21 protein-coding genes and 1 riboswitch are annotated in these 19,623 nt (G+C 49.5%); all 21 genes read right to left on the bottom strand.

Annotated elements, in window-relative coordinates:
• Window positions 1-16 precede the first annotated feature (16 nt).
• The 21 genes from BLU30_RS01015 to BLU30_RS14450 all read right to left on the bottom strand — a co-directional run bounded on the left by BLU30_RS01015 (window position 17) and on the right by BLU30_RS14450 (window position 19,181).
• Window positions 17-1,198: a prepilin-type N-terminal cleavage/methylation domain-containing protein gene (locus tag BLU30_RS01015; protein WP_090242566.1), complete on the bottom strand. Its 1,182-nt coding sequence runs from the start codon at window positions 1,196-1,198 to the stop codon at window positions 17-19.
• The gene (locus BLU30_RS01010) at window positions 1,195-2,340 is read right to left on the bottom strand and encodes a pilus assembly PilX N-terminal domain-containing protein (protein ID WP_090242564.1); all 1,146 of its coding nucleotides are present in this window, start codon (window positions 2,338-2,340) and stop codon (window positions 1,195-1,197) included. Before BLU30_RS01010 ends, BLU30_RS01015 begins: the two co-directional genes overlap by 4 nt.
• A gap of 14 nt (window positions 2,341-2,354) precedes the next feature.
• Window positions 2,355-3,407, bottom strand: coding sequence for a type II secretion system protein (locus BLU30_RS01005; RefSeq protein ID WP_090242563.1), 1,053 nt, complete (start codon window positions 3,405-3,407; stop codon window positions 2,355-2,357).
• 165 nt (window positions 3,408-3,572) lie between these two features.
• The gene (locus BLU30_RS01000; protein WP_090242561.1) at window positions 3,573-4,709 is read right to left on the bottom strand and encodes a Fic family protein; all 1,137 of its coding nucleotides are present in this window, start codon (window positions 4,707-4,709) and stop codon (window positions 3,573-3,575) included.
• A gap of 163 nt (window positions 4,710-4,872) precedes the next feature.
• Entirely contained in the window at window positions 4,873-5,766 is an 894-nt protein-coding gene (locus BLU30_RS00995) for a hypothetical protein (RefSeq protein WP_090242559.1), read from the bottom strand.
• A complete protein-coding gene (gene pilM, locus BLU30_RS00990) occupies window positions 5,766-7,271 on the bottom strand; it encodes a type IV pilus biogenesis protein PilM (protein WP_090242557.1) in 1,506 nt (501 codons plus the stop codon). The genes BLU30_RS00995 and pilM overlap by 1 nt, the downstream gene beginning before the upstream one ends.
• A gap of 9 nt (window positions 7,272-7,280) precedes the next feature.
• A complete protein-coding gene (locus BLU30_RS00985) occupies window positions 7,281-8,465 on the bottom strand; it encodes a type II secretion system F family protein (protein ID WP_090242555.1) in 1,185 nt (394 codons plus the stop codon).
• 30 nt (window positions 8,466-8,495) lie between these two features.
• Window positions 8,496-9,263: a prepilin peptidase gene (locus tag BLU30_RS00980; protein WP_090242554.1), complete on the bottom strand. Its 768-nt coding sequence runs from the start codon at window positions 9,261-9,263 to the stop codon at window positions 8,496-8,498.
• Window positions 9,264-9,272: 9 nt separating this feature from the next.
• Window positions 9,273-9,734 carry a prepilin-type N-terminal cleavage/methylation domain-containing protein gene (locus BLU30_RS00975; protein WP_090242549.1) on the bottom strand — a complete coding sequence of 154 codons (462 nt, stop codon included), beginning with the start codon at window positions 9,732-9,734 and terminating at the stop codon, window positions 9,273-9,275.
• Window positions 9,735-9,866: 132 nt separating this feature from the next.
• Complete coding sequence (locus BLU30_RS00970) at window positions 9,867-11,303, bottom strand: pyruvate carboxylase subunit B (RefSeq protein ID WP_090242547.1); 1,437 nt, start codon at window positions 11,301-11,303, stop codon at window positions 9,867-9,869.
• 19 nt (window positions 11,304-11,322) lie between these two features.
• Complete coding sequence (locus BLU30_RS00965; protein ID WP_090242545.1) at window positions 11,323-12,519, bottom strand: sodium ion-translocating decarboxylase subunit beta; 1,197 nt, start codon at window positions 12,517-12,519, stop codon at window positions 11,323-11,325.
• A gap of 21 nt (window positions 12,520-12,540) precedes the next feature.
• Window positions 12,541-12,900 carry a biotin/lipoyl-containing protein gene (locus BLU30_RS00960; RefSeq protein ID WP_090242543.1) on the bottom strand — a complete coding sequence of 120 codons (360 nt, stop codon included), beginning with the start codon at window positions 12,898-12,900 and terminating at the stop codon, window positions 12,541-12,543.
• 27 nt (window positions 12,901-12,927) lie between these two features.
• Window positions 12,928-13,320, bottom strand: coding sequence for an OadG family protein (locus BLU30_RS00955; RefSeq protein ID WP_090242541.1), 393 nt, complete (start codon window positions 13,318-13,320; stop codon window positions 12,928-12,930).
• A 191-nt stretch (window positions 13,321-13,511) separates the two neighbouring features.
• On the bottom strand, window positions 13,512-14,396 hold the full coding sequence (locus BLU30_RS00950; protein ID WP_090242529.1) for a putative ABC transporter permease: 885 nt from the start codon (window positions 14,394-14,396) through the stop codon (window positions 13,512-13,514).
• Window positions 14,397-14,552: 156 nt separating this feature from the next.
• Entirely contained in the window at window positions 14,553-15,809 is a 1,257-nt protein-coding gene (locus BLU30_RS00945) for an O-antigen ligase family protein (protein ID WP_176770780.1), read from the bottom strand.
• Between the two features lie 92 nt (window positions 15,810-15,901).
• Window positions 15,902-16,399, bottom strand: a complete 498-nt coding sequence (locus BLU30_RS00940) for a type II secretion system protein (RefSeq protein ID WP_090242527.1) — start codon at window positions 16,397-16,399, stop codon at window positions 15,902-15,904.
• Window positions 16,400-16,507: 108 nt separating this feature from the next.
• A riboswitch (cyclic di-GMP riboswitch) is annotated at window positions 16,508-16,592 on the bottom strand.
• A gap of 152 nt (window positions 16,593-16,744) precedes the next feature.
• On the bottom strand, window positions 16,745-17,317 hold the full coding sequence (locus tag BLU30_RS14325) for a YcbK family protein (RefSeq protein ID WP_090242525.1): 573 nt from the start codon (window positions 17,315-17,317) through the stop codon (window positions 16,745-16,747).
• Window positions 17,298-17,531: a DUF2922 domain-containing protein gene (locus tag BLU30_RS00930; protein ID WP_090242522.1), complete on the bottom strand. Its 234-nt coding sequence runs from the start codon at window positions 17,529-17,531 to the stop codon at window positions 17,298-17,300. Before BLU30_RS00930 ends, BLU30_RS14325 begins: the two co-directional genes overlap by 20 nt.
• Window positions 17,532-17,594: 63 nt before the next feature.
• Window positions 17,595-17,819, bottom strand: a complete 225-nt coding sequence (locus BLU30_RS00925; protein WP_090242520.1) for a DUF1659 domain-containing protein — start codon at window positions 17,817-17,819, stop codon at window positions 17,595-17,597.
• Window positions 17,820-17,918: 99 nt separating this feature from the next.
• On the bottom strand, window positions 17,919-18,506 hold the full coding sequence (locus BLU30_RS00920) for a sigma-70 family RNA polymerase sigma factor (protein WP_176770779.1): 588 nt from the start codon (window positions 18,504-18,506) through the stop codon (window positions 17,919-17,921).
• Between the two features lie 177 nt (window positions 18,507-18,683).
• On the bottom strand, window positions 18,684-19,181 hold the full coding sequence (locus BLU30_RS14450) for a gamma carbonic anhydrase family protein (protein ID WP_422717887.1): 498 nt from the start codon (window positions 19,179-19,181) through the stop codon (window positions 18,684-18,686).
• Window positions 19,182-19,623: the final 442 nt, after the last annotated feature.

Here is a 19,623-nt window from a genome sequence, read left to right as displayed (position 1 = left end):
CCGCTCCCCTTTTCCCTTATTCAAAAATCTTCCAGCCCGTACCTTTAAGTTCTTCCAAAGTTTTAACCCATTCCTGATTCACCACAAAAGCATTGCCTGCGATTTTTCCACTCGAAACTTTTGTTGATGCATACATGGTACCGCTTTGACAATCAATGATAAAATATATATCGGCCCACCCTGTCGCCGCATTATTTGGACTTACAAAAACAAAGGTGTTTTTCCCCGCTAATGCTGCATCCGTTGTACTCATCACACCACAATATGGCCGCATATATAATGATTTTGTTACTGTTGGATAGTAAAAATTCTTTATTTCTGGATATTTTTCAAGCTTATTATCCTGTGGTTGTGGGAATTTTGGCCATTCGCTGTGATATTTATACTGAAATAAATATTTCAAAATATTATCATTGTTCGGATTTGTCTTAAAATAAACCGATAAGTCTTTTGTCAGTTCTTTCCATCCCGGATATTTTGCTTCAATTTGGTCCACTGTGGAACTTTCAACAATGCAGGTGTACAAATTAATATATTCCGTCCTCAGCTGGTTGGCGATGGCCATGGCGGGATCGATTTCCTGTTGTGCCGTATCATTATAGACAATCAAGGGGTTCGTATGGGCCATCCCACGCTCTCCTTCTACAGTCAGATTGCAATTCAGGTTTTTAATCCGCCCCTCAGTTTGATACACTTCCTGGCCTTGCTGGTCGTAGACCATGACGGTCAGGTCCAGGAGATTTTCCACCGCTGTATTCTCATCTCCCTCTTTGGTGGCCTTTGGCAGGGTCACCTGATACTTTATGGTATAGCTGCCATAGAATTTTTCGCCCAGGACGTTTTCCTGGGTACCCTGATCATAATCCCCAAAATAGAGATACCCGGTACCCGAATCCTCCACCCGGGTATTGTCCTTGATATTTGCCATATACTTTTGATAGCTTTTATCGTCGGTGCGGTTAGGGCGGACTTCCAGCTTGGTGGCATAGGTGATTTTTTGCTGCATGTATTTATAGACATTATCCCCGACGTACTTCTCGGTATTCTTAACCTCAGTCTGGGTGTACATCCGCACACCGTAAAGGTAGGTCGTTCCCGCAACGGTGAGAACCAGGGATAAAATCACCAGGGTGACGATGATTTCCACCAGGGTAAAGCCGTCCTGAGATTTATGGGTCTGCTTGTAGGGTTTCCTCATGGCGTATCACTCCCATTGGTATAGGACTGCACCGTCCATTGGCTGGCTTTTAATCCTGTTTCATTTCCAGTCGCCAGCACACCGGCATAGGCGTACCCACTGATGGGCAGCCGGGCAGGTACCTGATCCTTTTCCTTATTAAAGTCCACAGTGTTGCTACCCGCATTGTGGATGCCATAGACCAGGGTCTTACTGCTCCCCTCTGGTCCGGTGACCCCTGCGGTGGTTGCCCCCGAGCCTGAAACATACAGCGGATAGGGGATATCCTTACCGGTGGTACTCAGATTTTTACTGAAAGCAAGGGTCGCATTTTGGGTTTCGGTTCCCTGTAAGAAGATAAAGATATCCGGACCGTAGTAGGTGTTCCAATCGCTAGTGTCTCCACCATCAAACCAGGCCTCCACCGAGTTATACGACTTTGATGCCACACCCACCGGATTGCTCACGGTGATATTATTTATGGTCAGGGTTACCCCGGGCTGGACGTAGATAAAAATGGCTTTTTTTTCAGTTTTAACGTCCTTGGTGATCTCCAGAGTTCCCGTTTGATTGGTGGTCACCTTATAAATGGCCACATCCTTCACCACGTTATCTTCGTCCTTAAAATTGGGGTCATCCCCACCGACGGTGAATTTATCATTACTAACCGGCAGCTCCACCGCCCAGCGGGCATTGGGCCAGTATAAGTTTTTATCATCCACTTTGCGATAGGCGGTGAGACTGACCTTCCCTTCGCTGGCGGTGCCAGTCACTGCATTCAGGGTGATGATTCCCTTGCTGTAGTTCCCATCTACTGTACATTTTCCCATATTCTTAATCTGAGGTTTCGTCGCCCCCGCCGTTCCAAAGAAATCGGTAATGACGATTTTTTTATTGCCGTTCACCAGATTCGCATTCAAGTATGCGTTAAAAGAGTTATTGTAGCTTTGATCCTCCGCCAATCCATTCAGCTCATTCATACAGGTATCCAGCGCCGACCGGGAGGTGAAATAATCCTGCCGGAGCACATAATTGGTCACGCTGCGCTTGTTCATGGAGAGGGCCACCCAGGCGATGGCAGTGCCCAGAATGGCGAAGATGATACAGAGGACGAGAACCCAGATGAGGGCGGAACCCGCAGTACTGTTTAGCTTTTGTTTCATCGTACGTCCCCCTCCTATTGTAAATCACTGGGGTTAATCCAGGCATTGCTGTCATTGGCGTTTTCAAGCTTGATATCACGATTGATTAACTCTGTTTTTAATTGAGCTAAACATTCAGAATCTTGCAAATCATAGTAATATCCACCTTCTGTAACCTTTTTTGAGAAATTCGGTTTTACCGTCTCATCTGATAAAATACTGAAAAGATTAAAGCCGTCTTTTTCTGGTGCAGGAAGGAGATAATATCCTTGTTTTATGCTTCCTGATAATTCGCCCTTATTATTTGTTGAAGTAAGTTTGATGGTTATGTCTTTGCTAAAATAAACTAAAGCCTTTTCTTGATTATTCGTGCCTTTCGACGAAATTATAAAAGTTGTTGAGTTATCCGAATTTCCTGCGTTCGTTCCGTATAAATCCCCTGAAATATATAAAAAATTCGCACTGATATCTACTTTTTTGTTTTGAGCCAAATTAATGGCTGGAGATCCTGTCAAAAATAGCTGCGGCACACTGCCATTAATATTTCCAGTGACCGAATCGGTAATAACAATCCGATCATAAGCTGTTGATGTTAATTTATCGCCTAAATGATTATAGGTATCTGTGTTACTCTTCAAACTCTCTGCATTTTCTGGTTTTGGCACATAGGGCGGCCACCCATTCCCCGGTGCCGCCGGGTTAGGCATAACCGATGGCAATGGCGGTGTACTCCGCGGTGTCCCTGGCTGAAACAGAGTTAAGGACAAATCCGTCTGATCATTGGATTTCTTCGTCGTGGCCACCTTAAAAGTCCCTGCAATGGCCTTTCCATCAATGGTCAGTTTATCCCCAAGATTGGTCAAGGTTGCCCCTTCAGCTTCCAGAGAGGACCCTAAGCTCTCCAGCTTGCTCACATTACTCTGGGTGGCATTATTAATGGCCTGGGCATTCCCCATCACCTTCAGCGCCGAGTTAATCCCATAAAGCAAAATCAAAAACACCATTGAAAACAAAAGAAGCGCGACAATGACCTCCACCAGCGTCATCCCATTATTTCTAGCCATGAGTTTTCGTAAGTGTGTTCCCATTGTCGCGCTCCTTTCACATTATTCTAAAGTTGTCCTTAATCCAACATTTTCCATTTTCCGGATTAGAGCCTTCCTTATTCAAGTGAAACCGTTTGTTGCTTGAATAAGAAATTTCTTAATCAAGGAAATGGCGTTTTCCTTGATTAAGGCTTTCTCATTTTACGTTTATCCAAAGATCATCAAATAATCCTTTAAAACAAAAATACGATTCCGTTTATTTCCGGTAACTTCTTGAAGGATTCCATCATCGCGGAGTGTTTTTACTGTTGTATTAATGGTTTGAGCACTTAACTGGGTCCAGGTACATAAATCACTAACGGATGCTACTGGATTTTTGTAGAGAGCTTCTAATATTTTACGCTGGGATTCCACGGATGTACGCTTCGATAGCAAGTAGTTTTGATAGATATTCACCTGATCAACTGCGTTTTTAAACTTAAGCCGTGCAGTTTGCGCTGTTTCGATAGCTCCTTTTAAAAAGAATTTAATCCACCCGACCATATCGTTTTGTTGGCGTACGTTTTGTAATCGATCGTAATATTCGATTCGATTCCTCTCAAAATAATCGCTAATGTAAAAGCAAGGTGTTTGCAGCTCTTTTTTAGATAACAGATAAAGTGGGATTGTTAAACGGCCAATACGTCCATTACCATCCAGAAAGGGATGAATGGATTCAAATTGATAATGAATCATGGCAATTTTGATAAGCTCCGGTATTCCTTCTATTTGATTCATAAATTTATCAAGGTCACCCATTAATTCCGGCATGTCCACCATAGATGGTGGCACATAGATTGCATTGGATGGCATGGAACCCCCAATAAAATTCTGAGAGCGTCTAAATTCACCGGGTGTTTTGTGCTCTCCCCTGACACCTTGTAACAAGATTTCGTGCATTTCACAAAGTAACCGACTGGTAAAAGGAAAGTCGTCTTGGATAATTCGTGTTACACCATGATTCATAGCGTTGATGTAATTATTGACTTCCTGGACATCATCACGTTTTTCAGGCGACACTTCCTCTATACCCATCATATCTTCCTGGATACTGGTTCTTGTGCCTTCAATCCGATTGGATTTATTGGCTTCTACCCGGATATGCATTCGCACATATATGTCAATATCCGGAATGAGTTCAGAATAGGTATTTAATCCACCTAATTCTTTATTGGCCTGAGCGAGCAGATAATTTAATTCGATATCAGACCATGTCCATTTTTTATTGATACCGGAAGGAATAAATGATTTAAAATCGCCTTGATTCCGGTATTTTCCTGACTGATAATTTTCTAGACGCTGCATCGAATCCTTCCTTTGCATTAAATCCTTATTCCAACATTTTCCCATTTCCCGGATTAGAGCCTTCCTTATTCAAGTGAAACCGTTTGTTGCTTGAATAAGGAATTTCTTAATCAAGGAAATGGCGTTTTCCTTGATTATAAATTATTTAATCCCAATTTTCCCTTTACTTGGCTTCCGTTTGCTTCACCGCCTGAAGCCGCCCGCTTTCATAGCTCATGTAGACGTTCAGGGTGACGCTGCCGGTTTGCTGGGCGACGGTGTAGTCGCTGGCCATGACCTGGATATCCGTCCGGGCATTGGCGTTGCTGAGCAGGCTCATCAGACCATCCGCGCCGCCTTTAAAACTGACGGTAACCGTACCAATGACCACCCCGCTGGCGCTGGTCTGGGCCACGCTGGTGGTGGTGCTGTCCCCGGTGGTGCTGGTGGTGGTACTGCCGCTTTCAATATCCCCGGAGGTGGTGGTGTTTTCTCCGGTACTGCCGGGGGAATAGGTGGCCAGGGGTGAAGCACTCAGACTGTCAATGGACAGGCTCTGAGGGGTCAGGCCATTATTCACCACAAAACTGGTGACAAAGCTATCCAGCTGGGCGTTGTTCATCTGCTGGGCAAAACTCTCCTTTTTAGTGGAAAGGGCCACCCGGGTGTTATCCAAAGCGGTTTGGTTGGCCGCCAGGGTACTGATGGAAAGTGTCATTTTCTCCTTGGTCTGCCGGCGTTCATCCTTCTGAGCGGATAAATCCTGGTATCGGTTAAGCCCGGGCATCAGCACTAAGAAGAAGATCCCCATGACCATGAGGAACATCCCTAAGATATACAGCAGGGTTTTTTCCCGCTTGGTGAATTCATAGTTCAGACTGGGAAATTTCTCATTGATTATCTCTTTTAAGGGCTTCTTCGGTGGCTTTTCCGCCTTTTTCTGGGCGGCCAGGGCCTGCTTTTTAGCCTGAGCCTGGCGTTTAGCAGCAGCTTTTTTAGCCTGCTCCTGCTTTTTCCGGATGGCTTGTTCGGCCTTCACATCCGTTTTTGTCTTTTTTTCTGGAGGAATGGCTGTCATTATTGACCCACACCTCCTTTCATAATCGCTGTGTAGGTAAAGCTATAGGATGGGGCAGCAGCCGCCTGGGCGGTGCTGCTGGTGGTCCCGGTGGATACGGTGGACCCCGCACTGTAGCTATATCCCAGATAATCCACACTGGCAAAGAGGCCAGAGTTAATAATATTATTCACATAATTCGCAGCCTGGTACTCATTACCGGCGCTGCCACTATAGGATAATACCCCGGTCTTCGCATCGAGACTCACAGTGGTGGTGGTAATACCGTCCCCAGAGTACAATACCTGATAAAGCTTATCCCCATCAAAGGCGGGATAGCTGCCTTCGGCGGCCTGGGTGTCATCATAGGCTTTAGCCTCGGCCTGGACAGTCCCAAGCTCAGTATCCACACTCTGGGCCTTGGCATACATGGAAACATTGGACTCATCGTTGATATACTGATCCAAATCTTTAATTTGCTTCTGCATGACCATCCCCATGATAAAAAAGCCGATAAAGCCCACCACAAAAATTCCCAATAGCACCAGCGGTGGAATAACGGCCTTATTATGAATATCAATCCCCTTATGAGGATTCATTGCTTTTTTATAGGCCCGCAGGAGATTGATGGCGTCCTTCTTCTCAAAACTGCCTACCGTAGGGAGGAAGCCATCGTCTAAAAAGAAATGGTCATCCAAAGCATGCTTCCCAACGATATTATCGGTGGTGGGGAGCAGCTCACACAGCACCTCCATATCCTGGGTGTAGGCCTTCAGGCTTTTGATCTCCCCAGGGGTAACCCCCGTAAAATAGGCCCGTTCCAAAGGATACTGGGATTTTTGGCTTTTATTAAACTGTACCAGGGAGCTGATTTTGCCCGCCATCTCCGCAGTAAAGGCCTCGGTTCCCCGGTCAGCCATCATCCGGGCCTGACTGGAAAAGGTATAGCGCCCATTTTCAAACAGAGCGTACAGCAGGTTATTGCCATCCATCACATAGATGGCGAAGGTCTGGCTCTGAAAATCCAGGGTCTGCCCAAAATAATCCACCAGAGCGGACAGAGCAGTATCGATCCGGGTAAGCTTGATGCCGGCGGTTTCAAAAAGGTGCATATAGCTTTCCAGCACGCCCTTTTCCAAGGCCACGGCAAACATATTCGTCGCTTCGCCCTTTCCCAACATGCCCTTATAATCCATAATCAGATCCTCATAACCGGGGGCATCCTCAAACTCATGATGGCACAGCTCAACCAACTCCCCGGGCTTTAACTTGGGGACTGGAATATTTTTATAAATGGCCAAGCTGGTGTTAATGATTAACTGCACATTTTTAAACTCAACATCGTACTCTTCCCGGGCACGATCCAGGGCATCCAGGAGAATCCCTTCGTTGGTAATAACCCCATTGATCAGACCACCGGAGGCCATGGGAATTTTAAGGAATTTATCGACAATAAGAGTATTCCCCTTCCCTGCTCCCTGGAGGATTTGTAAGCTGTCTGCTGCGAAATATAATGATGTTTGCATGGTTCCTCCTTATCCGATGTTTTGATATAAGCTCATAATCGGCATCATCACCGAGAGCATGACACTGCCAATGATGACCGCCATAATAATAATCATAATGGGCTCAATAAAGGCTACAATCCGCTGGATCGCCATTTCTGATTCGTAATCGTAGGAATCGGCCACCGATTCAAGCAATCCGTCCAGGTTCCCTGTTTCTTCCCCGATAAACACCGTAGAAATCAGCTTATTATCAAAGCCTCGGATGGTGTCCAGGCCCGACGCCAGGGTTCCCCCGGTACGGACCATATCAATGGCTTTGGGGAACTGACTGGTGATATAGGCATTCCCCACAATTCTGGCCCCAATCTCCATGGCTCCGATCATGGATAAACCGCTGGAGTACAGAGAGCTTAAGGTCCTGGCAAAGCGGGCGGTGTACACAATGGCCACCAGCTTCCCAATTTTAGGAACAGACAATTTAAACTGATCCCAGGACAAACGCACCGGAGGGGTTTCCAGCAAGGTGCGCCCCAGAAAAAACAGCCCCACGATGGCCATGACCACCCATATCCAATAATCGACCATGAATCCTGAGATATTGATCATCACCTGGGTAATCGCTGGCAGGGCTACCCCTTCAAAAAGGCTGAAAAACTGGGGTAAAATCAAAGTAAAAATAAGGATAACCACCGCGATCGTTACTACCGCTAAAATAATAGGATACACCATGGCGTTGCGAATTTTAGTATGGAGGCGATGCTCCTTTTCATAATAATCCGCCATTTTCAGGGCGGTTTCTGCCATCTGACCGCTGGATTCTCCAGCCTGATACATATTGATGATGAGCATGGGGAAGGATCCGCCAGTGGCCTCCATGGCCTGGGACAAGGTAATTCCCTTTTGGACTTCGGTGTAGAGAATCTCGTAGACCTCCTTCACCTTGGGCTTAATGTCCCGCTCCTTCATAATGGCGAGCCCCCGGACAACGGTAATCCCGGCATCAAGCATACTGTTCATTTGCCTGGAAAAATCCGCCAGCTCCATATTTTTTAATTTATAGGGTGTTTTCTTAACATCTAACTCTTTACTGCTTAACAGGAACTCGTCCTGCTCCCGCAAACGCCGGCGCAGCGCTGTTGCATCCGGGGCTTCCATCGTTCCAGTAACGACCTGGGATGCCAAGTTTTTTGCTTTATATTTAAATTTTGCCAAAACCGCAACCTCTCTGGAATTTCATTGCCATTAACCCAGCCCGAAGGCCGATAAATATAATCCGATAATATCACTGCTGTAGAGCATGGCGATAAAAATCCCCATGCACAGATAGGGGCCAAAGGCCATTTCCTTTTCCCCGGTTTTACGAAGGAGTTTTACCACCCCTACGCCCCCACCAAAGAGGATCCCCAGGAAAAGGGCCAGCAGCGTTCCCTGCCATCCCAAAAGGAAGCCTGCCACAGCCATTAACTTAACATCCCCCATGCCAAAGGCCCCCATGGCAAGCGTCAACGTTAAGAGGGGCAGAGCCCCAAGGGCAATCCCCACGAGCCGGGAAACCAAATCCGGCGTGGGATAGAGGAAAAAGCCAATCATAACGGGAATGGCCAATGCAATGACCAGTCCATTGGGAATAATCATCTCATCCCAGTCAATGACTGCAATGGTGATGAGGATGGCGGTAATGGCAAAGCCTGTCAGACTCAGCCAACCCAGCCGATAATGGACGGCAACCCATACCGCAGCGATCCCCCCGGCAAGCTCCACCAGAAAGTACCGGATGGGAATGGCACCGCCGCAATGACGACATTTCCCCCGAAGCCACAGCCAGCTGATTAAGGGAATATTATCCTTAGCGGCAATGGGTGCCTTACACCGGGGGCAAAAGGAACGGCCCCTGGCAATGGAAATCTCTGCCGGTACCCGATAGATGACCACATTGAGAAAGCTTCCAATACAGCAGCCTACAATAAAGATGAAACCATAAATCACAAAATATGCCAGCTCAACGCTCATGCTGTCCTCCTATTGATTGAGATACCCCTCTACAGTCGTCAGTGGCTGGTCTTTGCCATTGATACGCACCGTATCCCCGGCATCCAGCCGAATGGTATTGCCATCCTTTTTAAAGGAAATGGCATCAATGGTCCCATCCCGTCCTGCATCGTAAATGGTCAGGGTGGTGATTCCAGCATAAAGCCCATCGCTTTCCAGATATTTTTCCAGATCCTTGGCCGTTGGGATTTCGTAGGGTGCTTCCGGTGTAGCTGCCGCCATGTTCTGGGTGGCCTGGGCCTGGGCCGCAATATAAATCGACCGGGCCGTGGTGACATCGGCCTGCTTTCTCGCCTCGTCAATCATGCCCACCATCCCTGGAATAATCAAAGCGGCCACCAGGGCCACCACGACAATGACAGCAATGAGTTCCACCATATTATACCCCCGCTGATCCCGGAGGATTCTTTTGACATCCTTTAAATCATCCACGTCAGCACCTCGTCTTTAGCCTTAACCGATCCGATACACATATTATAGCACAGCAAAATACTTTTCTTCAGTTTTTCTTAATGATTTCTTCAAAAAAAGAGACTCCAATGAGCCTCTTTACATCCCAGGGTTTTAAGCCCCCAAATCTTCTACCACCAACACCCGTACACCATCTTCTTTCGCCGTGGCTTCCACCGGTTTTGGTTTCGCACCCGGCGTGATTCCGGCCGCCTTGGCAGCCCGGCGCTCAAAGAACTTGGGTGCCACCTGGGGGAACAATGCACAGCTTAGCACATCCTCCTCGCTCCCGGCGATTCCCTTTGTTTCCTCCCGGAGCTTATCCATTTCCGGGGGAATATCATCTGCAGGCCGTCCAGTGATGACCGGGGCATCCCCAATGGCCATTTTTCGGACTTCCTCATTCACCGTCCCCGGAACCCGGCCGTACTCTCCAGCCAGCAGTCCCTTGGATTCCTTGGTGAACAGTTTATACCGCCCAGCCAGTACATTCATTACCGCCTGGCTCCCCACAATCTGGCTGGTGGGGGTGACCAGGGGCGGATAGCCAAAGTCCTTCCGCACCACCGGAATTTCCTCCAGAACATCGTAATATTTATCCTCAGCCCCGGCTTCCTTGAGCTGGGAGATCAAGTTGGACAGCATTCCCCCCGGAACCTGGTACAGCAGAGTATTGGTATCCACATGGAGGACCTTGGGGTTAATATCCCCCTCTGCCGTCAGCCGGGCAGCCACCTTTCGGAAATGCTCCGCCGCCTTGGAGAGCAACTCTAAATCCAGGCCCGTGTCCAGGGGCGTTCCCTTCAGGGTGGCCACCAGGGATTCCGTAGCCGGCTGAGCGGTCCCATTGCCCATAGGGCTCAGGGCGCAATCCACAATATCCACCCCGGCCTGGGCAGCCATCAGATAGGTCATATCCCCGGTTCCCGTGGTATTGTGGGTGTGGAGATGGATGGGTACCCGCACCTGGCGTTTCAGACGCTTCACCAGGCTGGCAGCCTCATAGGGCAGCAGCAGGTTGGCCATGTCCTTAATACAAATGGAATCTGCCCCCATCTGTTCCAGCTCCCGGGCCACCTTCACAAAGTAATCCTCACTGTGCACCGGGCTCAGCGTATAGCTAAGGGCCGGCTCACACCAACCGCCGTATTTCTTAGTGGCCATAATGGCCGTTTCCATGTTCCGGGTATCGTTAAGGGCGTCGAAGATCCGGATCACATCGATGCCGTTTTCGATGGACTTCGCCACAAAGGCCTCCACCACATCGTCAGCATAATGGCGATAGCCCAGCACATTCTGCCCACGAAGGAGCATTTGCAGCTTGGTTTTAGGCAGATGAGCCCTGAGGGTGCGCAGTCGCTCCCAGGGATCTTCGTCTAAAAAGCGCATACAGGCATCAAAGGTCGCCCCACCCCAGCATTCCAAAGACCAATAGCCAATTTCATCCAGTATTTCACAGGCCGGCAGCATATCCTCAATGCGCATACGGGTAGCCGCCTGGCTTTGATGTGCATCCCGAAGGATGGTATCTGTTATTTTTAAACCCATCATATCTCCTTACTCTTAAACCCTATGAGAGCACTGCCATCAGTACCCCCGCGGCAATGGCCGAGCCAATGACACCGGCCACATTGGGGCCCATGGCGTGCATCAGCAGGAAGTTCCCCGGGTCGGCCTTCTGGCCCTCAGCCTGGGAAACCCGGGCCGCCATAGGCACCGCTGACACCCCGGCAGAACCGATTAAGGGGTTAATCTTCTTCTTGAGGAAAAGATTCATAAACTTAGCCAGCAGCACCCCGCCAGCCGTCCCCAGGCCAAAGGCCAGCACACCCATGGCCACAATGGCCAGGGTCTGGGGCTTTAAGAAGGTTTCTGCCGTAGCCGTCGCCCCCACAGAAATTCCCAGAAAAATAACCACAATATTCATCAGCTCGTTCTGGACCGTTTTGGCTAAACGGTCCACCACCCCACTGACCTGGAGCAGATTTCCCAACATCAGACAGCCGATCAGAGGCGCCGCTGAAGGAACCAGCAGCGCTACAAAAATGGTTACTACGAAGGGAAAAACAATCTTCTCGGTTTTACTCACCGGCCGCAGCTCCTCCATCCGAATCTTTCGTTCCTTCTCCGTCGTCAGGGCCCGCATAATGGGAGGCTGGATCACCGGAACCAGAGCCATATAGCAGTAAGCCGCAATGGCAATGGGCCCCAAAAGCTCCGGGGCCAACCGGGTGGCTACAAAGATTGCCGTGGGTCCGTCCGCCCCGCCAATAATCCCAATGGCACCAGCCTGGGCCTGGTTAAACATCCCGGAAAGGGCACACCCTAAGTAGGTGATGAAAATGCCGATTTGGGCGGCAGCCCCCAGGAGCAGGCTCTTGGGGTTGGCAATGAGGGGGCCAAAATCCGTCATGGCCCCCACCCCCACGAAGATCAGGCACGGGTAAATCCCCAGCTTCACCCCCAGGTATAAAATATCAATGAGTCCCACACTGACCGATTCCCCAGTAGTCTGGGAAACCGCTCCCCCAAAGGCCGCCCAATCAATATGTCCCCCGGCAAAAAGCTCTTCGTGGAACAGATTACCTCCGGGAAGATTGGACAGCAGTACCCCAAAGGCAATGGGGAGCAGCAGAAGGGGCTCGTACTTTTTCACGATGGCCAGCCAGGCCAGCAGGCAGGCCACCCCCAACATAATCAGGTTCTTCCAATCCGCCACCAAAAGAGCAAAGCCCGTCTGGTTTATAAAATTCACAATGGCATCCATCGGTTTACCCTCTGACGCCCATTACGCAATCACACAAAGCTTTGCGCCAGACTCCACAGCAGCCCCCTCGACGACACTCAGGCCATTCACCACACCCGCCACCGGAGCGACAATTTCGTTTTCCATCTTCATGGCCTCTAACACCATCAGCACCTGGCCCTTGGTCACGGCCGTTCCATCGGCCACCTTCACTGAAAGGATGGTCCCGGGCATGGGGCTTTTTACCACTTCCCCATCACCAGAAGCTGCCGCCGGCACTGCCGGAGCCGGAGCAGAAGCCTCAGGCTTCACGGGAGCTGGAGCCGCTACCTCGTCTTCCCCCAGTAATTCCACACCCACTTCATACTCTGTTCCATTGACCACTACGCGATACTTTTTCATATTATTACGCTCCTTCTTCTTATTCTACTACGATACTTTTTCAAGGGATGTAATCCGAAGTCCGGAAACATCCGTTCCTATTTCCTCTGCCAGAGCAGCAGAAATAGCCGCCACCAGCTCTCCCCGGGGCGGATCCCCACCCGGTGACAGACGCTTTAACGAAACAATGCGAAAGCCTGGGATATCCATCCCCAGCTCCTCGGCCAGGGCGGCAGAGATGGCCGCCACCAGCTCCCCCCGTTTTGGAATCGGAGCCACTGGGCCCGGTGCAGCCACAGCCCCTGCTGGTGCCCCAGTCTTCCGGCCTTTTCCTTCAAGGGCCCGGATCACCGCACTCATGGCCGTACATAAAAACACGATGCAGATCAGACCAACAAAAACGGTGCCAATTCCCATTAATACCACAAAGGTATTCGACACAACAAATTCCCCCTTCTCAACAAAATAATATCTGTCGCTTTAAAAACGAAGATCGTTACTATTTTAACACGTTTTCAATTTAATCACAATGTAATTTCTTGTCCTTTCCTAAACTGTTTCTTAAAGAAAATTGCTGTCTCCATCCATTTAAAAAAGCGCACTGAGTCCGTCAGTACGCTTTGGCCATTGGATTAATCCTTAAAAATTCGACCATCGAGATCATGGAGCTTTTCTTTGGCCGCTTCCTCTTTCTGCTTCGCCGCTTCCAGAGCCTGGCGTAAATCGGCTACAGCCGTTGACGCCCTTCCCTGGCCTTCTTTAATGGCACGTTCATAAGGTTTCGCCACCTGATGGACCTGCTTCACCGCAAAGCTATAAGCCTTCTTGGCTTCCTTCCGGGCTGCCATTAAATCCTTTGGACGAGCCTGGGCATTGGGATAAGCGGCCTCAATCCGCCGAAGGAGAAGCTGCTTGTCCTTAAGCATGGCGTGGACCTGGCGGCTGATTTCCTCAGTATCATCCGCATCCTGGCTGTCGATTTCCCGCTTCACCAGATTCATTAAGAAGTGTGAGTAAGCGTAATCCCCTAACATCACCACAACAATGATTATAGCCAACAGCTGAATCACAAAGGGTGACACCCCTGCCATCAAGCCAAAGTAAAGGGGATCGATCAACCAGATAATCCCCACACTGGCCACCCCGAAGAGCACCAGATTGCCAATCCATATCCGGCCATTTAAATTCATGGGCTTTTTACTATAGTCCCACCACCGGGCATGGAACACCTTTTCCATGTACCAGCTGGTAAAGTACTCCAGTATCCCGCAAATCACAAACCCGGCAAGGAAGGTCTCCCCAATGGTCCCGTGCCGGCCAATCATTCCACCGACTAACAGGGTCACTGCCACCACCCCAGCCCCATAAATCGGGCAATAGGGCCCGATGAGGAACCCCCGGTTAATAAAGCGATGATACTGGAAGTATTTTAAAATGACCTCCATGCACCACCCAATCACAGCAAAGATGAAAAACTCGATGATTAACATGCTGAGATTCAAAAAAAACTGCTCCATAAATCTCCTCCTCCTAATATTCGTTACGATTATGATAGCATGAAAAGAGGTAATAGGCCAGGAAAATACTGTTGGGAATGTTCGAGAGTGGGCTTTAAGCCGTTTAAAACAGGCTCTTCCGGATGTCTTGGATAAACTGGCTAACCTTGTAACAACTCATCTGAGCGTCATCAGAAAAGCCTCTGGGTCCGGATCCTCCTCCACAGTACGGGTGACGGAAACCAGCATGCCGCAGAAGGTCCAGAGGATGGGGGCCACGTTGACCACGGAGATATTCCACAGAGCGGCAATCATATAAGCCCCAATACCGAAGAGCAATGGAGCCTGGGGGCCCCAGAGGGCAAAGCGCCGAATCCCCCGGATTACCGTGGATAGTTGGGTCCCCACAAAAGCCACTGCCGCCGGAATGCCACTGCAAAAGGCCACCTGGAGAATTTCACAATGGGCCTTGTCAATGATGGCGTAATACCCAAAATAATCGATGACCTGCTGCTGAAAATGGTCAAAAATAGCGAAGTCTAAGGTTTCAATGCCCCAACCCGTACCAGGGCGCATGAAAATGAGCTGGGCGGTAACCCAATAAATAAACCCCCGGGAGTTCACAGATCCAAAGCTTTTAAAGCGGTCCGTGGCTCCGGTACTGGTGGTAAAATACACCAGGGTAATGGCCACAAAAATTCCACAGATTATCAGGATGCGTCGGCGGCACCCGGGCTGACGCCAATAGCACAGCACCATCATTCCAAAAACCACACAGGCCCCAATCCAGCTCCCCCTTGTATTGCTGGACAACAAACCGAAATAAATCATCCCCGCCGCCGGGTAAGCCAATCCCCCGGATCTAAAGGCTGCCCAGAGGGCCACGGGAAGGGCCAGGGCCATATAAGAGCCTAAAAAATTTTGGTTTCCACAGCCTGTAAACTGAAGAACCAATAAATCCGTGGCCCTAGGGTCAATGCCAAAGAGGAGGGTTTCGTAGCGAATCAACAGGGCGTGGAGGGCCATCACCACCGCCCCGCAGAGGTATAATTTCAAATGCCAGGGCCGGGGACGATAAAAGAAAGCCGCCAGAAGAAACATCAGGATGTAAAACACCAACACGAGGTACCCCTCCATGCGGGTAGTCACCCCGTAGAGAGAGCGGTAGATATTTTGGGAGAATTGCAGGGTTAGGGTGATCAGAAGTAAATACAACAGCGCCCATTTCACCGGCACCGGTGCCTGAGGCTTTCTCTCGAAAAAGGTGATGATGCCCGGTGAAAAGATGATGATACTGGCCGTAACGCAGAAGAAGATTGCATAGATTTTGGGTTGGACGATGGGGTCTGGGAGTTGTTGGATGGTGATTAGGGGGAGGATGGAAAGTACTATAGCCACACTTTCCGAAAACAAAACACTACTTCTCTTTGCCATTTCATTCTCCATGAAAAAAGAGCAACAAACGTTACTCTTTTAGCTACTTCTAATTATACAAAAGAATTAATTTTTACTAATCCTATAGAATCCTACTCCAGAACATCTGTTCCCTCTTCACCTTTAAGATATAAAACTTTAGAATTTGTTCCAGCAGACTTAAATGTAAGACCTAGAACTTTGCTTGTATTTCCATCAATATATAAGACAGCCTCATTAGGATTAGTCGGTTTTGTCACTGAATCATTAGCCGGTAATGTCGTTGCATCAATAACATTTGTATCTTTAATCGTAAACCCTGCCAAATCACTAGATACTTGTGCTGTTGTCTTTTTTATAATTGATGCTTTATGATCATCCGTAAGTTTCGTTTCGCCCTTTCCGGCTAAAACTTCACTCGTAGCTGCCTGTGCCGCAACATAAACCTCTCTAGCCTGTGCAATTGCAGCCTTCGCTCTCGCATCATTCACGAACCCCAACATCGCAGGAATCGTAAAAGCCGCCAAAATCGCCAGAATAACCAGCACCACAATGATTTCTACCAGGGTGAACCCTTTACGGTTCTTCTTCATTTTCTTCCATAGTTGCATAACCGTTTCTCCTTTATTTATATAATTTTTAATGAAAGCCAATTTTTTCTGGAATCAAAAACAGCGTCCTGCTTTCCAGAGGCTTAAGGTCCAGAAATAGTCCGCATTTCCGGTAACTGGCTGCCATATCCTGCTGGACGTAGGCCCTTAAGCTTTGCGTCACAGCCTTTCGGCTGTTTTGCCTTTATCATAGGTCAAGCTTACACCCATTCCAGGGTATTGTCAAGGATTATCTGTAAGATTGACTGTATTTTTTGCTATCGGCACCGACGAATATGTCTTTCACACCCTTTTACAGCTTGCTATCCCATTCAAAAGCCCCCGGTGTGTGCCGGGGGCTTGGCGTTACTTTTCATTTTCGACATGGATAAAGCCTTGGTCATAATAGGTGATGACGGTCAGTCCCAGGGTGCTGGCCACCTGGGCAACGGTGTGGATGTCGATCTGGGGGCTGTAGAGATCGGCGGCGTGGCCCCTTAGATGACGGGAGTATTCAATCCCTCCCACCTCGGCGTTGTACCGGGTACAGCGCACCCCACTGGTGATGATGACCGGGGCACCCAGGCTTTCCCGGAGGATTTCAATGGTGGCCAGGAGGTCAGGGTCCATGGGGCTGGGCCAACCATCGCAATAGCCCGGGCAGGTGCAGGCGTATTCCGCCATTTTAAAGTGGGCACTGGCCATGGGGATGGTGACAGCACCCTCTGGCAGGGTGTCCGCCTCTGGGGTGTCGGGGATGGTGGCATCGACCAGGGGCTTGGTGTCCGGGGCTGGGGGTGCGACTTCGGTGGTGGGGGTGGGTCCAGCCTGTCCCGGCGGCTCCGGCTGGGCCGCCCCCGGACTCAGGGTCAGGGCGGCGGCGGTCAGCAGGAGGAGGGTCAGGGCCAGGAGGCCAAGCTTAGTCGGCCAGGCTGACATCAGTGGTGGTCTTGTCGACCCGTTTGGCAGAGACCAGGGCTGTCAGATCCATGCCCCCAGGGGCGAAAATGTCCTGGGTCAGGATGGCCTGGGCACCGGTTTTTACTTCGGCATCGGTAATGCCATCCTTATAATCCGCGACGGTCAGGCTGTAGTTGCTGTCATCCTCTTTTTTGTAGGTGAGGACGAGGTCCTTTTGGTTGATAATACTCATTTTCTTCTCCTTAATCAGTGTGAATTTCTAATCCTTATTTTATCCGGTGATGGGTTTTTTAAGCTACACCGTTTCCACAAGTTCTTCTGTGGTGACAACATAGCAGTTCTCTGCAGCGGGCTGCTGCAGGCCGTCCAGGGCCTTGTAGGTGGCCATGATGGCGGCATCTGTGGCGGCGGCTTTGACATTTTTGTAGGTTTTGCTTTTGCGCAGAACCTCCCCGTCCACGGTGCCGTAGTTGTTCACCATCTTCATCCCAATGCTGTTGACATTACGTTCAATTGCCATTTTCATTTCTCCTTTATGCTTTTTTCTAAGCCTCCGCGGTGCTTATACTTATATAATGCTTTTTGGAAGGGTTTTCCCCCAGGGTTCATGAAATTTTTTTTAAACACACCGCCTTAAATTTTTAATTGCCCGGCTGTGGAGGTTTTCCACGGTTTTTCGGGCAAGGCCCAGCCGGCTGGCAATTTCCCCGGGGGAAAGGCCCCGGAAGTAGCGGTCCGTGATGATTTGTCGCTGACGCTTGGGCAGGGTTTCCAGGCGGCGGTGGAGCTCAGCATATTCCTCCGCCTCAATGAGGGTGGACAGGGCCGGGGGTGTATCATCCTCCAGGGTATCGGCCAGGGTCCCGCCTTCCTCGGGATCCCCCATGGGCGTATCCAGGGAGAGGGCCGGTTCCTTTTCCCGGCGGACCCGGGCCATCAGGTGGTAAAACACCTGACTCTTAAGATATACGGGAAAGTAGACGCCTACCTCGGGGGCGTAGCTGTGAACCGCCTGGATGAGGGCGAGATGGGCTTCCTGCAGGGCGTCCTCCCAATCGGTATTTGACCAGGTCGTCTTTTTGACTAAGCTTAAAAGCAGGGGCCTGTAGGTACTGGCCAGCTTTTCCAAGGCGGCGGCATCCCCTTCTTTTCCACGCTGTACGAATGCGTCAATGCGTTTTTGTCGGTTTTTCATTTCCTTTGTCATTTTAACTCCTTCCACTTCTGTTGAAGATTCAGTATGATTCATAAACGGGGAGTTCAAATCATGGCTTTATTATAATTCTTTTTATGGATATAATCAATAGTATATTTTATTATATTACCTTCGCAGGCTCTAAAAATCCCCTTGGCGGATATTGTGCCAAGGGGATTTTCGATATTCTTAGTTTCTTATAATGATATGACCTTCTGCGGTTTCATAAAAGCTGCGGCCAGGCTCCTCGTCCATTAAATCCACATATTCCTGGGCATTGTTTAGAATACTCTGGATTTCTTCCTCGGTGAGGGTGCGCACTACTTTGGCGGGGCTGCCCAAAACCAGAGAGCCTTCTGGGATTTCTTTGTTCTGAGTGACCAGGGACCCGGCTCCGATAATGGTATTCCGGCCAATTTTAGCCCCATTTAAGACGGTGGTTCCCATGCCGACCAAAACATCATCTTCGATGGTACAACCATGGATGGTGCAATTATGGCCAATGGTCACACCACTTCCAATAACGGTATTGTAGCCATGGGCCACATGGACCACAGTGCCATCTTGAATATTGGAACGATCACCCACGGTGATGGGGGCTTCATCCCCCCGGAGTACGGCCTGGTACCAGACGCTGGTGTCATTGCCTAGGGCGACATTACCGACAATATCGGCACTCTTGGCAATAAAGATGTGCTTGCGATCCGTGGGAGCGGCGGTATGCTCTGACCGACGGCCAGGGGCTGCACTGCTCAGGGTTTGGGCCAAGGCTTCATTGATTTCCTCTTTTGCCATCTTGGGGGGTTCCTCCTGTTCGGAAATTTCTTCCCTGGGGGTAATGGGTTTCCAATTGCCTTTTATGGCAATGTCTTCCTCCCGGTGGTTAAAACGGGTATAGCTGTAGCCTTCTCCGTCATCAGTCAGGGGATTGATGACTTTGTTATGGTTTCCGCTGTAGCTAGCCACACTTTCTTCCCGGTCGGTCTTGGTGTAGCTGCCCAGGGGTTCTTCACTTTTATATTCCCCGGATACGGTGACTTTGTAGCCCTCCCGGGGGCGTTCTTCCTCATCGTCCAGGGGAAGGCGGGTCGGCTTTTTAATTTCCACCAGGCTTTCCTGGCTGAGTTGG

It is taken from the genome of Eubacterium barkeri (assembly GCF_900107125.1).
GTDB lineage: Bacteria > Bacillota > Clostridia > Eubacteriales > Eubacteriaceae > Eubacterium_O > Eubacterium_O barkeri.
This window is presented reverse-complemented; position numbering and strand designations above follow the sequence as displayed.